The following is a 12,971-nucleotide window of genomic DNA, read 5'->3' as shown; positions in this document are numbered from 1 at the left end:
GGTTTTCATGCCCGGTTCAGCGGCCTGGCGGGCGGCTGCTCTATCATGGAGGGTATGGCGTATACCATCCTCGTCGCGGACGACGAACCGGCCATCCGGACCCTGCTGGAGGTCCTGCTGTCGGCGGACGGGCATGAGATCGTCACGGTGCCGGACGGGCGCGCGGCGCTGGCCTACCTGCGCGGCCACACGCCCGACGCCCTGCTGCTGGACGTGGACCTGACCCAGATGAATGGCTTCGAGGTCTGCTCGCGGGTCAAGCGGGTGGGGAGATTGCGCGGGGCGGCGGTGCTGCTGCTCAGCCGCCTCGACGACGACCGCACCCGCACCCAGGCGCGGCTGGCCGGAGCGGACGGCCTGCTCGCCAAGCCCCTGAGCGGGCCTTACCTGCGCGGGCGCGTCAACGAGCTGGTGCAGGCCCGCCGCCCATGACTCCCCCGCCGCGTTGTTCTGCTGGGCGCCTTGTTGCTGTGCGCCCGGCCAAGGAGACCTTCTTGTGTTTCTGAGATTCCTCAAATTGACCGGTTCGCTGCTGCTGGCGGGCGGGGTGGCCGCCGCCGGGGTGGGCGCGACCTACGTGACCAAGTGGACCCGCGAGCTGCCCGACTACCGCGAACTCGACACCCTGAGCCTGGGGGCCGAGACGCGCGTGTTTGCGCGCGACGGCACGCCGCTGGGCAGCCTGATTCCCAAGATCGGGGAGCAGGCGATCAGCCGCACGCTGGTGCGGCTCGACGAGATCAGCCCCTTCATGACGGCGGCCCTGATCGCCAACGAGGACCGGCGGTTTTTCGAGCACTACGGCCTGGACCCCTACGGCATCGGGCGGCAGTTCCAGCGCCTCGCGCAGGGCGAAGAGGCCCAGGGCGGCTCGACCCTCACCAACCAGCTGATCAAGAACACCCTGCTGTACGACGAGTACAAGGCGGCCCGCACCCCCGACCGCAAGATCAAGGAATGGCTGCTCTCGGTGCAGGTCGAGCGCGCCTTTACCAAAGAAGAGATCCTGCGCAACTACCTCAACGCGATCTACTGGGGCGACGGCGGCCCGGTCGAGCTGTACGGCATCTACTCGGCGGCGCAGGCTTACTTCGGCAAGACGCCCAAGCAGCTCAGCCTCGCGGAAAGCGCGTACCTGACGGTGCTGGTGCCCAGCGCGGGGCGCTACTTCAACTACGAGGCGACCCGCCCGCTGATGAAGGTGCTGCTCGACCGCATGGTCGAGGACAAGTGGGTCACCCGGGCGCAGGCCGACGCCGCCTGGAAAGAAGACCTTCAGCCGCGCGGCTGGCAGATCCGCTACGAGCCGGACGGCACCCTGAAAAGCGCCCAGCTGGTCGACCGCACCGCCAAGGAACTCAAGGCCGTGACCAGCACCCGCGCGCCGCACTTCATGGGGCAGGTCGAGGGCGAGCTGCTGCGGCGCTTCGGGCGCGAGAAGGTGTACGGCTCGGGCGGCCTGCGGGTGTACACGACCCTTGACCCCAAGGTGCAGACGGGGGTGGAAACGGCCAGCCGCGAGGCCACCGGGCTGCCGCCGGGCGCGACGCTGGGCGCGGTCGTGATCGACCCCTACACCTCCGAGGTGCTGGGCATGGTGGGCCAGAAGCTGCGCGGCGCCGCGCCGCCCGACGACTGGAACAACGCCGCGCAGGGCCAGCGCCAGATCGGCTCGACCATCAAGCCGCTGCTGTACACCACCGCGCTCTCGACCGGGCTGGACCAGACCCACCGTGAGGACGACAAGCCGGTGTCCTTTCCGTGCGAGGGCTGCAAGAACGGGGTGTACGAACCCAAGAACTTCGAGGGCGCGACGACCTACCGCAGCATGACCATCCGGGAGGCGCTCGACCGCTCGCTGAACCTGGTGACCGTGCGCCTGGCCGACCGCATCGGCCTCCAGACTTTTTTCAGCAAGCTGCGGGCGCTCGACATCCCCACGAACGACGGCACCGGGCTGGCGGCGGCCCTGGGCGCGGTCGAGACGACGCCGGTGAAGATGGCGGCGGCCTACGCGCCCTTCGTGAACGGGGGCCTGTACCGCTCGCCGCGTTACGTCACCCGCGTCACCACCGCGCGCGGCGAGGTGCTCTACGACGTGGCCAACGAGGTCACCAAGCCCCGGCGGGTCTGGACGCCGCAGGTCGCCTTCCTGGGCCTGGATATGATCCGGGGCGTGGTCAACGACTGGACCACCGCGCAGGGCGGCCTGGCCGCGCAGGCCAAGTTCGGCGAGTGGCCGGTGGCGGGCAAGACCGGCACCAGCAACGAGGTCAAGGACCTGTGGTTCGTGGGCACCACGCCGCTGTACACCGGCGCCGTGTGGGTCGGCAAGCAGCAGGGCGGCGGCAACCCCGACTACTACTATTCGGGCGTGGTGAACGGCCCCATCTGGCGGCGCATGATGGAACTGGCCCACAGCGGCAAGACCCCGACCAAGTTCGTGGAACCGCCCGGCATCGTCTACGCCGACGCGCCGGACCCCGGCTACCTGCCGGGCGTGAAGGTGGCGCTGCTCGACCCGCGCTACCGCGACCGGGCCAACACGCTCACCGAGGAAGACACCCCGCCCCCGGTGGTGTACCGCGAGATCAGCTGGGCGCCGGGCACGCCCGACCCGCGCACCCGGGTCGTCAACCTCGACCGCACGACCGGGCGCCTGGCGACCGAGTTCACGCCGCCCGAGAACGTGGTGCCGCGCCGGATCGCCATCGACGACCTGCCCGGCTACGCGCCCGACCCCAATCCCCAGCCGCTGCGTGACGAGAAGCCTGATCCGCAGGCGATCAAGGCCATTCGCTCGCCGGGGATGACGGCGGCGGACACCACTCCGCCCAAAGCTCAGCCCAAGGCCCCGGAGCAGAGCGCCCCCTGAAGCCCGGACCTTCTCCCGTCTCCGGCGCCCCCTGTTCCGTGTGGGGGCGCCGTTTTCTGGACATTGCGGCTCTCACCGGGCGGTTACACGCGCGGCGGCCCGGGGCGGGCATCATGCCGGGCATGAGACGTGCTCCCCTGCTCACGCTGCTGCTCGCCCTGGGAACCCCGGCCGCCGACGCGCGGGTGCGGCTGGGCGACGTCCTGCCGGCGCACCCCTGGACCTCCGGCGAGCGCGAGGTGATCGTGGTGTACTCGCACGACTGCGGCGACCTGGGCGAGCTGTGGAGCGCGGTGCTGGCCGCCGGATTGCCGGTACGCGCGGTGAACGCCGAGGACGTGCCTGCCCCGGCCCCGGCGGGCGTGAACGTCTGGCGCGGCCCTGAGGCCACTGCCTTTGCCCGCGCGCTGCGGGTCGGCGCCTACCCCACGGTGCTGCTGGTACGTGGAGGCCGGGTGCTCAACGCCTGGGAGGGGACGTTCGGGGGCGATCTGGGGCTGGCCGGAACGCGCTGAGGCCTCAGCCCTCAGCCCTGTCGGGCCAGCCGCCGCCTTTCCACCTGCACCAGCCGCACGAACTGCACGAGGCGGGGCGCCCGGTTCCAGCGCTTGCGGTCCAGGCCCACCCGCCAGATGAACTCCACCCCGAGCTTGCGGGTCCAGGCCGGGGCCAGATCGGCGGTCCCGGCCAGGACGTCGATCACGCCGCCGCAGCCGATCAGCACGGGCGCGGCGAGCACCTGGCGCCAATACTGGTTAAAAACTTCCTGCCGCCCGGCGCCCATCGCCGTCAGGACGAGGTGCGCCCGCGACGCGCCGACGAGGTCCGCGACCCGCTGGTCTTCTGCCGGGTCGAAATAGCCGTGGTGGACGCCCGCGACCTGAACCCCGAAGTCGCGCACGGCGTTCTGGGCGGCCTGTTCGGCCACGCCGGGCTTGGCCCCCAGGAAAAAGACCCGCAGCTCGGGGCCGTGGCGCTCCATCAGCCCCCGCACGATGTCGTAGCCGGGCGCGCGCGGGACCTCCTGGCGGTGCAGTTGCCGCGCCGCCCAGACGATGCCCACCCCGTCGGCGGTCACCAGATCGGCTTCCTGCACCGCGTCCACGAACTCGGGATGCGTGCGCGCCTGCACGATGATCTCGGGGTTGAGGGTCACGACCGTGTGCGGCGCGCGGGGGGCGCGGAACATCCAGTCGCCCAGGCGGTCGAGGGTCTGTTCCAGCGTCACCACATCCAGCGGCAGGTTAAGCAGGCTCAGGCGCTTGCCGCTGGGGGGCGGCGGAGTGAGGTCGGGTCGGCTCATGCGTGGCGCGGATTGTAACACGGGGGGTCAAGGGGGCTGGGAGGCGGGTCAGGGGCACTGACAACGGCGCTCGCCCGTCCAGGCCGGGGCCGCAGCGGGTAGGGAGGGCGCCCCGCGCCAGGGGCACGGAACTGGGCCGGACCTGCCTGTTGACGCCGGACCCGCTCAGGCGGACTGTGGGGACTTGATATGCCACACTGTCCCCATGATGTCCGGGCCGTTTGGGGCGCTGCCGCAGGAGACGCAAGCACAGGTGGTGGCTGCCGCCCGGGGGGGGCGCTGGGCGCGGGGGGGCCTGCTGTTTCACCCGGAGGACGCGGCGGAGACGCTGTTCGTGCTGACGCGCGGCAGCGTGCGGCTCTACCGCCTGGGGGCCGGGGCGCGCGAGGTGACGCTGGACGTGCATGGCCCCGGGGACCTGCTGGGCACGGCGGCCCTGCTGACCGGCGCGAGCTACGGCATGTACGCCGAGGCGATGGACGACACCGAGGCGCTGCTGCTGGGGCGCGAGACCTTGACCCGGCTGACCGGCACCCATCCGGCGGTAGGCGTGGCGCTCACCGAGCAGGTCACCCGGCAGACGCGCGGGGTGCAAGAACGGCTCTCGGGGCTGGTGTTCATGGAGGTCTCGCAGCGGCTGGCGCTGGCGCTGCTGACCCTGGCCGAGCGCGAGGGACCCTGGCCCGACGGGGCGGCGCTGGCGCTCAAGGAGCGGGTGTCGCATCAGGACCTCGCGCACGTGGTCGGCAGCACGCGCGAGACGATCACCAAACTGCTGGGCGACTTCCGCACGCGCGGCCTGCTCGATCTGGGCTACCGCCGGATCATCCTGACCGACCGCGCCGGGCTGCTCACGGCGTCGCGTGAGCCGCTGCGTTAGGCACGCGGCGGGAACAAGCACTGTAGAATCCAAAGCGCAGTGGCGAAGGGGACGGGGCGCCTGCCTCTCCCGTCGCCCGAAGGTGGCCTGTATGAAGCGAAACTCCTATGAGGCAAGCCCCAGGAAGGACACACGTTGACGAGGAGCATCGCTGCGGCGTACCGGGCGGGCGACCTGCCCGCTTTTTTCCGGCTGGGACCCGCTGATCTGGACACGGCGGCGGCACAGGAGCGCCCCGACGTGGACCGCGCGGCCCTGGTCAGCGCCCTGCGCGAGTACCACCGCGACCTGGGCACGCTCGGCCCGGACGTGGAAGCGGGGCTGGCGCGGCTGGCCCATCCGGCCTCGCGGGTGGTCGTGACCGGGCAGCAGGCGGGGCTGCTGACTGGCCCGGCCTACAGCGTCCACAAGGGCGCGGACGCCGCGCTGCTCGCCCGGCAGCTTGACCGCGAGGACGCTCCGGTCGTGGCCGTGTACTGGGTCGCCAGCCAGGACCACGACGCCGCCGAGGTCGCCTCCACCACCCTGCTCGACCGCGCCGAGACGCTGCACCGCCTGACCCTGGATGTGCCGCAGGGGGTGCCGGTGGGCCGGGTACCCTGGCAGCCAGAATGGACCGCCGAGGTGCTGGGCCTGCTGGACCGCTTCGACACCGCGCCCGAGTACCGCGAGGCCCTGCGGGCGCGGGTGCTGCGGGCGGTGGAGCCGGGTGGTCCACGGATGGGCTACGCCGACGTGTTTGCGCGGCTGATTCACGGACTGCTCGCCCCGGCGGGGTTGATCGTCCTCGACCCGCTGCACCCGGCGCTGGCCCGGCTGATGGCCCCGGCCTTGAGCCGCGAGCTGGAGCGCCCGCTGGACGGCCCGGCGTGCATCGAGGCGGCGGCGGCGCGGCTGGAGCAGGCGGGCTTCACGCCCCAGCTGCGGCGTCCGGCGGGGGCGACCAACCTTTTTCTGGAGGAGGAAGACGGACAGCGGCGACTGCTGAGGGTTCGCGGCGGGCACTTCGAGACCGACACGCGCGCCTACAGCGCAGAGGAGCTGCGCGGGGTGCTGGACGCCGACCCCTCGCGCCTGACCCCGGCGGCGGGGCTGCGCCCGGTCGTGCAGGATGCGCTGCTGCCCACGCTGGCTTTCGTGGTGGGGCCGGGCGAGATCGCCTACGGGGCGCAGCTCGCGGAGGTGTATGGGCTGCACGGGTTGCGCCAGCCGTTGCTGTGGCCGCGCCTGAGCGTGACCTGGCTGGAGCCGCCCGTCGCGCGGCTGCTCACGCGCATGGGCGCCACCGCCGCGCAGGTGCAGGCCGACCCGGAAGGCGTGCTGGGGCGCGCGCTGGCCCGCGAGCGGGGGGCGGCGGCGGCTTCGGCCGAGCGGCTCGCGGCCCTCGACGCCGAGTTGCGCGCCCTGACCGGGGAACTCTCGGCCCTCGATCCCACGCTGGCGGGCGCCGCCGAACGCACCCGCCGCCGCACGACCGCCCGCGTCGGGCACCTTCAGACGCTCGCTGTGCGCGCCCTGGCCCGCCAGGAGGACGACCGGACCCGTCAGCTCACGCGCCTGAGACGCCACCTGCTGCCGGGCGGCGTGCCGCAGGAACGCGAGATGAATTTCCTGACCTTCCTGCTCAAGCACGGGGACGCGCCCTTGCGGACGCTGCTGGCGCTGGCGCCGGGCACCCAGGCGGAGCTGGCGATCGCCTGAGGCTTCAGGCGACCGTCTGGGCTTCGCTCGCGCTCTCGCCGTAGTCCAGGCCGCCGGGCAGGAGGGAGAAGGCCAGGGCTTCCAGCGCCGTCTGCCGCTCGGCGGCTGAGGCTTCGCTGAGAACAGCGTGCAGCAGTCCAGCTTCCGGGGCGCCGCGCCGGGCCAGGTCGCGCGGCCAGACACGCGGCTTGACCTCCCACCAGCCGCGCGCCGCGTAGAGCGCCCGCACCAGCCTCCCGGCGGCGCTCGCCACCAGCAGGGGATGAACCGGCTCCGTCAGGGCCGCCCGCGCCTCCACCACCTCGTCGAGCAGCGTGTGCCGCTCGGCGGGCGTCAGGGGACGTGGGGCGGGACCCGCCGCGTACAGAGCGCGGGCCTCCCCGAACAGCGCGTCCAGATCGGGGTGCGGCAGCAGCACCCGTCCCCCGGCGAACATGGCGACGGTGGCGTGGTCAGGCTGCGCGAGCATCGCCCGCACCTTCCGCGCCGGGTTGTGAAAGACCTCGACCGGGACGCCGCCCGCCACGAAGCTGGACCGCCAGCGGTGGTCCCCGGTCACCAGGGCGTGAATGTCGAGGTCGCTGTGGGCGTCCGCCTCCCCCCGGGCCGCGCTGCCGCACCACAGCGCCGCGTACACGCCCGGCGTGGCCGCGATGCGGGCGAGGGCGGCGGGCAGGGCGCCTTCCAGACTGGCCTGGGCGGCGGGGTTGCGAGGAGTGGGGCTGGGGGCGGGCATGGGTCGAGGCTAGCCGCTCCCTGGCCTACGCGCCCGCATATTCGGGCACCGCGTATTCAGGCACCGGGAGCCATTCCAGCGTGACCCCCTGAGCGGCCAGCCAAGCGCCCAGGTCATAGCGGGTGCGGGCCAGACCCGAGAGGACGCCGTGCGCCACCGTGACCGCGTGGTGCAACTCGGCCGCGCCCAGAAATCCGGCCCGGTGCGCGGCGAGCAGTTCGTCGGTGTCCACGATCTCGGCGGCCGTGCCGTCCTGCACGATCACGTCGAGGTAATGGTCGCGCACGCTCCACAGGTGACCCGCGCGGGTGATCGTGGCGATGTCGAGGTAGAAGTCGTGTTCGCGCGCCCCGTGAAAATCGTAGCGGCAGACCACCAGCCCAGGCGCCGGGAGCAGGTGCGCCTGCCAGTGGCGAATGCGCGGGTGGGCCACGAAGTCGCGGGCGACGAACAGGCCGTGGGTGTGCTCGCGGTAAAGCTGGACGGGGCGCACGCCGGTATTCGTGTGGTGCTGCCGCGCGGCCACGTCATGACGTTCGGTTTTGACGGGTTCGGCGGGGGGCATGGACCATCGTAACCGGGTTTCCCGGCCGCGCGGCGTGGCCTGAATACACGACCCGGCTTCATGAAGCCTGGCGCGCGCCGGGATCAGAGCACCGGCAGGGCGGGCAGGCGCTCGAACTCCTGGGGCACGAAGAGGCTGCCCTGGGTGGTTCCCTGCTCCGCGAGGGCCGCCAGGTGCCCTTCCAGCTCGGCCGCGCCCACTTCACCCGCCAGCGCCGCGCGGTGCAGCCGGATCACCTCGGCCACCTGTCCGGGCGTCTCGTGGACGAACTCCAGGCGGAAGTCGCGCAGTCCAGCTGCCAACCAGCCCTCCAGGTGCGCGCCCGCGACCTGGGGACGGCCCTCGAAGACGGTGTTGCGGCAGCCCACATCGGCCATCACCGGGTGCGCCCGCCCCCGCTCGTCGCGCAGGGCGACCCGGTGCGACTCGCAGGGGTGGCCGCAGTTGGTGTAGTCGGTGCCCTGAGACAGGAACCGGCAAAAGACGCAGTGCTCGGTGTGGAAGACCGGCAGGTGCCCGTAGGCGATCACCTCCAGCCGCTCCGGCCCGACCAGCGAGGCGAGTTCCGTGATCTGGCGGGCGTTGAGGTCGTGCGTGGGCGTGACGCGGCCCAGCCCGAGGTCCAGCAGCGCGCGGGTGGTGAGCACGTTGGCGGCGTTGAGGCTGAAGTCGCCGGTCAGGGCGGGGAGGTCGGGCGCGCCCTGCAACCCTTCCAGCAGGCCGCCAGAACGCACCAGCAGCCCGGCGCCCAGCGACAGCAGGAACTTCTGGAGGTTCTGCTCGGTGGGCTTGAGGATGCGCGGACTCGCCACCCGCACCTCGATTCCCGCCGCCCGCACCCGCTCCACGCTGGGCTTCAGGCCGTACAGCTCCAGGTAGTCGAGCGTGATGGAATCGGGCCGCTGGGCGAGCGCGGCGTCCAGCTGCTCGGGCGTGCGGACGAGGACGTGGAGGCGGGGCTGGGGGTCGTGGGCGGCGGGCTGGGGCGTGGTTCCCTCGCGCAGCACGTCGTCCAGGCGCGGGGCGACGCGGCGCTCGGGGGCCTGACCGCGCCGGGCCGTGAGCCGTTCGGCGGCGTCGCGGCGCAGGGCGTTGAGCGCCGAGACGGGCAGGAAGCCGGGGCCGCCCAGGTCCACCGTCAGGGCCGCGAGGTGGTGGCCGGTGCCGCCCAGCTTGCCGAGTTGCTCGCGCAAGCCCGCCTCGTCCAGCGCGCGGTTGCGGGCGGGCGCGAGGGGATCAGGCAGGGTCGCGGTGACGCTCCTCCCCTGCTCGTCGGTCAGGGTGAGCGCCGGGACCTCACCGACGTGGCCCCGGAAGTGGGCGGTGACGGGGCGGGTGTGTACGGGGTCACTCGCCTCGACCAGCGGGCGAACGCGGGCGCCCAGCGCGGGGTCGTGGGTGCGCCAGACCGGGTCGCCGGGCCGCACGCGCGCCGGATCCACCGCGCCGCGCCCGAAGCGCAGTTCGGCCAGCTCGCCGGGGCGCACGGTTTCGACCTGGCGGCCGCCCTGCCACAGGCCGTAGAGGAAGCCGCCCTCCTCGCGGCCCTCGGGGGTGCGCCAGTTGGCGGGGTCGAAGACCAGACCGTCGCCGGGCTTGACCTCCTCGGCCAGCTCGACCAGGACCCCGCGTTCGGTGGTCCCGCGCACGGTGCCCACCCGCACGCCCCGGTGCCTGGGCGCCCGCCCGCGCACGACCGTCTGGTGGTTGGTGCCGCTCAGGAAGTGCGGGGCCAGCCCGCGCGAGTAGGCCTGCTCCAGATCGCGCTCCTCCTGCGCCGACACGCTGAGGGGCAGGCCCGCCCAGGCCTCGTCCACGGCCTTGCGGTAGGCGGCGGTGGTCAGGGCCACGAACTCGGCGTCCTTGTAACGGCCCTCGATCTTCAGGCAGTTCACGCCGAGGTTCACCAGTTCGGGCACCTGATGCAGCGCGTAGAGGTCGCCGGGCGAGAGCAGGTAGCGGGCGTCGCCCAGCTCACGCCTCTGCCCGTCCACCAGCAGGTCGTAGGGCAGGCGGCAGGCCTGGGCGCACTGGCCCCGGTTGGCGCTGCGGCCTCCCCAGGCTTCCGAGGAAAAGCACTGGCCGGAGTAGCTCACGCACAGCGCCCCGTGCACGAAGGTCTCCAGCTCGATGTCGGTCGCGGCGGCGATGCGCCCGATGTCGCGCAGCGAGAGTTCGCGGCCCAGCACCACCCGGCTGGCCCCGAAGCGCCGGGCGAGTTCGGCGCCCTCGGCGGACGTGATGCTCATCTGGGTCGAGCCGTGGATCGGGAGGTCGGGGCAGATCTCGCGGGCCAGCCGCGCGACCCCGTGGTCCTGCACGATGATCGCGTCCACGCCGCTCTGGGCCAGGTGCATCAGTTGCCGCTCGGCCTCGCGCAGCTCGCGGTCGAACACCAGGATGTTGAAGGTCACGAAGCCCTGCACGCCGCGCTCGTGCAGCCCGCGCATGATCTCGGGCAGCTCCTCGTTGGAAAAGCCGACCTTGGCGCGGGCGTGAAAGCCCTCCACGCCGAAGAACACCGCGTCCGCCCCGGCCTCCACCGCCGCGCGAAGCTGGCGGGGGCCGCCGACCGGACTCATCACTTCGGGTTTCACGCGCGGACGGGCAGGCAGGATGCTGGGCTGGGCGGCACTGGGCATAACGCGCCAGTCTAGCCGAGGGGCGCGGCCCGAGCGTGAGCGGGGGAACCAGGGACCCGGGCCTCAGCCCAGCGTGCGGAACTCGCCCCCGGCGGTGATCTCGCAGACGACGGGCAACGCCTCTCCCGCAGGCAGCTCGCCGCGTTCGTTCAGGTCGAGCAGGTGGTCGAGCACCCGCTGGAAGGCGTCGGCGCCGCCCTGCTCCACCGCCGGACGGGTCACGCGCGCCGCCGCCCCGGAGACCTCGGCCGAGGGCGTGGTCTGGTGGCGCAGCACAAACAGCACCTCGTCCGGCTGGCCCCCCTCCCCCATCGTCAGGCTGAGCGACGGCCCGAGGCGGGCGGAGTAGGCGGCGCAGGTGGCTTTCGCCATCTTCTCGAACTGATCGGGGGACAGGTCCATGCGGATCAGGGTAAAAGGCGCGCGGGGAGGGCCGCCTGGGCCTTTCCTTCACGCTCAGGTGTCCGGCAGTCAGGAAGTCTCGCGGCGCAGGGCCGGAACGCCTCCCGGGTAGGCCGCCGCGTCCAGCCCGTCGGCTTGCAGGAAACGGGCGGCCAGGCCCGACCGGGCGCCGCGCTCGCAGATCACGACGAGCGGCCCCAGCTCTGGCCCCAGGCCGTGGGTGCCGCCCTCGATGGCGCCGAGCGCCACGGCGCGCACCGGCAGGGCGGTCAGGCGCTCCAGCGGCTCGCGGAAGCGCAGCTCGGCGGGGCGCAGGTCGATCAGGGTCACGCCGTCGGGGAGGGGCATGGAGAAAGTGTAGGGCGCTCCCGGCGCCGCCGACCCCCGCCCGCACCACGGTCCGGCGGGGCGGCCCGCCTGTATGCTGGGCGGCATGAAGGAAGTCACGCCCGCAGAGGGGCAACAGCTGGTGCAGGAGGGCGCGCTCCTGATCGACGTGCGCGAGCAGGGCGAATACGATGAGCTTCACGCCGAGGGCGCGCAGCTGCTCCCCTTGAGCGAGTTCGAGGCCCGCCACGCCGAGCTGCCCCGGGACCGGCCGCTGGTCATGATCTGCCGCAGCGGCGCCCGCAGCGCCCGCGCCGGGGAATACCTGCTGGGGCAGGGCTACGGCGACGTCACCAATCTGGCGGGCGGCACGCTGGCCTGGGCCGAGGCCGGGCTGCCGACCCAGGGAGGAAAAGGCTGATGGACGACACCACCGTGAACGCCGCGCCGGACACCGCCGGGGCGGGCGGCCTGCCCAACGAGGCGCAGATTCTCGAGGCCCTCAAGGTCGTCAAGGATCCCGAAATTCCGGTCAACGTGGTCGATCTGGGCCTGATCTACGGGGTGGACGTGAATCCCGGCGGCTTGGTGGACATCACCATGACGCTGACCAGCGTGGGCTGCCCGGTGCAGGACCTGATTCGCGCCGACGCCGAGATGGCCGTGGGACGGCTGGACGGGGTCAGCGAGGTCAACGTCGAGTTCGTCTGGACGCCGCCCTGGGGACCGGACAAGATGACCGAGGACGGCAAGCGGCAGATGCGGATGTTCGGCTTCAACGTGTAAAAGCGGCCAGCAATAAAGAAAACGCCCCTGCTCCATGCGGGGGCGTTTGGCTGGACGCTGACGGCTCAGTCGCTCTGGCTGCGCGCGATGCCCAGCACGTTCAGAAGCTGCGCCAGGGCCATCGCGAAGCCCGCGACATAGGTCAGGGCGGCGGCGGTCAGGACCGCGCGGGCGCCGCTGGCCTCCTGCCCGGCGACCACGCCGCGCTGGCCCAGGTAAGCGAGTGCCCGGCGGCTGGCGTCGAACTCGACCGGCAGGGTGACCAGGTGAAAGAGCAGCGCGCCCGCGAACAGGATCACGCCTACCCACAGCAGGCCACTCAGCGAAGTCATGATACCGACCAAAAGCAGCAGCGGCGCGAGGTTCATGCCCAGGCTCAGCGGCACGGCGAGGCGGCCGCGCAGCACCAGCGCGGGCATCCGCACCTTGTCCTGAATCGCGTGCCCGACCTCGTGGGCGGCGACGGCCAGCGCCGACACGCTGGGCAGGTTGTAGTTCGCTTCCGACAGGTTGACGGTCTTGCGGATGGGGTCGTAGTGGTCGCTGAGGTTGCCGGGCACGGCGTTGACCGGCACGTGCGAGAGGCCGTTCTCGTCCAGCATCATGCGGGCGAGCTGCGCGCCGGTGAGGCCACGGCTGTTGCGGACGTTGCCCCACTTGCCGTAGGTGCGGCTCAGATAGCCCTGAATCACCAGCGAGGCGACGAAGATAACCAGAATCAAGATGGTGTAGGGGCCGAAGATCATGGCAGGCG

General features: G+C 72.3%; 14 protein-coding genes. 7 read left to right on the top strand and 7 right to left on the bottom strand.

Going from position 1 to position 12,971, the window contains the following annotated elements:
- The first annotated feature begins 45 nt into the window (after positions 1-45).
- The 3 genes from HNQ09_RS01490 to HNQ09_RS01480 all read left to right on the top strand — a co-directional run bounded on the left by HNQ09_RS01490 (position 46) and on the right by HNQ09_RS01480 (position 3,390).
- Positions 46-432, top strand: coding sequence for a response regulator (locus tag HNQ09_RS01490; protein WP_184024454.1), 387 nt, complete (start codon positions 46-48; stop codon positions 430-432).
- 64 nt (positions 433-496) lie between these two features.
- Entirely contained in the window at positions 497-2,875 is a 2,379-nt protein-coding gene (locus tag HNQ09_RS01485) for a transglycosylase domain-containing protein (RefSeq protein WP_184024451.1), read from the top strand.
- Between the two features lie 113 nt (positions 2,876-2,988).
- Complete coding sequence (locus HNQ09_RS01480) at positions 2,989-3,390, top strand: penicillin-binding protein (protein WP_184024448.1); 402 nt, start codon at positions 2,989-2,991, stop codon at positions 3,388-3,390.
- Positions 3,391-3,401: 11 nt separating this feature from the next.
- Here HNQ09_RS01480 and HNQ09_RS01475 read toward each other — a convergent pair whose 3' ends face one another.
- Positions 3,402-4,178, bottom strand: a complete 777-nt coding sequence (locus tag HNQ09_RS01475; RefSeq protein ID WP_184024445.1) for a WecB/TagA/CpsF family glycosyltransferase — start codon at positions 4,176-4,178, stop codon at positions 3,402-3,404.
- A 205-nt stretch (positions 4,179-4,383) separates the two neighbouring features.
- Between HNQ09_RS01475 and HNQ09_RS01470 the strand changes: the two genes are divergently transcribed.
- Complete coding sequence (locus HNQ09_RS01470) at positions 4,384-5,058, top strand: Crp/Fnr family transcriptional regulator (RefSeq protein ID WP_184024442.1); 675 nt, start codon at positions 4,384-4,386, stop codon at positions 5,056-5,058.
- Positions 5,059-5,193: 135 nt separating this feature from the next.
- Complete coding sequence (bshC, locus tag HNQ09_RS01465) at positions 5,194-6,759, top strand: bacillithiol biosynthesis cysteine-adding enzyme BshC (protein WP_184024438.1); 1,566 nt, start codon at positions 5,194-5,196, stop codon at positions 6,757-6,759.
- 4 nt (positions 6,760-6,763) lie between these two features.
- On the opposite strand, the gene HNQ09_RS01460 is transcribed toward bshC, so the two are convergent.
- The 5 genes from HNQ09_RS01460 to HNQ09_RS01440 form a co-directional block, all read right to left on the bottom strand.
- Positions 6,764-7,495, bottom strand: coding sequence for a nucleotidyltransferase domain-containing protein (locus HNQ09_RS01460; RefSeq protein WP_184024435.1), 732 nt, complete (start codon positions 7,493-7,495; stop codon positions 6,764-6,766).
- A gap of 25 nt (positions 7,496-7,520) precedes the next feature.
- Positions 7,521-8,060, bottom strand: a complete 540-nt coding sequence (locus HNQ09_RS01455; protein WP_184024433.1) for a DUF402 domain-containing protein — start codon at positions 8,058-8,060, stop codon at positions 7,521-7,523.
- 83 nt (positions 8,061-8,143) lie between these two features.
- Entirely contained in the window at positions 8,144-10,702 is a 2,559-nt protein-coding gene (locus HNQ09_RS01450) for a U32 family peptidase (protein ID WP_246363051.1), read from the bottom strand.
- Positions 10,703-10,765: 63 nt separating this feature from the next.
- A complete protein-coding gene (locus tag HNQ09_RS01445) occupies positions 10,766-11,104 on the bottom strand; it encodes a hypothetical protein (RefSeq protein WP_184024430.1) in 339 nt (112 codons plus the stop codon).
- Between the two features lie 69 nt (positions 11,105-11,173).
- Positions 11,174-11,452 carry a rhodanese-like domain-containing protein gene (locus tag HNQ09_RS01440; protein WP_184024427.1) on the bottom strand — a complete coding sequence of 93 codons (279 nt, stop codon included), beginning with the start codon at positions 11,450-11,452 and terminating at the stop codon, positions 11,174-11,176.
- Between the two features lie 85 nt (positions 11,453-11,537).
- Here HNQ09_RS01440 and HNQ09_RS01435 point away from each other — a divergent pair, with 85 nt between their 5' ends.
- Both HNQ09_RS01435 and HNQ09_RS01430 read left to right on the top strand, forming a co-directional pair.
- Positions 11,538-11,852 carry a rhodanese-like domain-containing protein gene (locus HNQ09_RS01435; RefSeq protein ID WP_246363050.1) on the top strand — a complete coding sequence of 105 codons (315 nt, stop codon included), beginning with the start codon at positions 11,538-11,540 and terminating at the stop codon, positions 11,850-11,852.
- Positions 11,852-12,217, top strand: coding sequence for a metal-sulfur cluster assembly factor (locus HNQ09_RS01430; RefSeq protein ID WP_184024423.1), 366 nt, complete (start codon positions 11,852-11,854; stop codon positions 12,215-12,217). Before HNQ09_RS01435 ends, HNQ09_RS01430 begins: the two co-directional genes overlap by 1 nt.
- A gap of 65 nt (positions 12,218-12,282) precedes the next feature.
- On the opposite strand, the gene HNQ09_RS01425 is transcribed toward HNQ09_RS01430, so the two are convergent.
- On the bottom strand, positions 12,283-12,963 hold the full coding sequence (locus tag HNQ09_RS01425; RefSeq protein WP_184024421.1) for a zinc metallopeptidase: 681 nt from the start codon (positions 12,961-12,963) through the stop codon (positions 12,283-12,285).
- Positions 12,964-12,971: the final 8 nt, after the last annotated feature.

This window comes from Deinococcus budaensis (genome assembly GCF_014201885.1).
Taxonomy (GTDB): Bacteria; Deinococcota; Deinococci; order Deinococcales; family Deinococcaceae; genus Deinococcus; species Deinococcus budaensis.
This window is presented reverse-complemented; position numbering and strand designations above follow the sequence as displayed.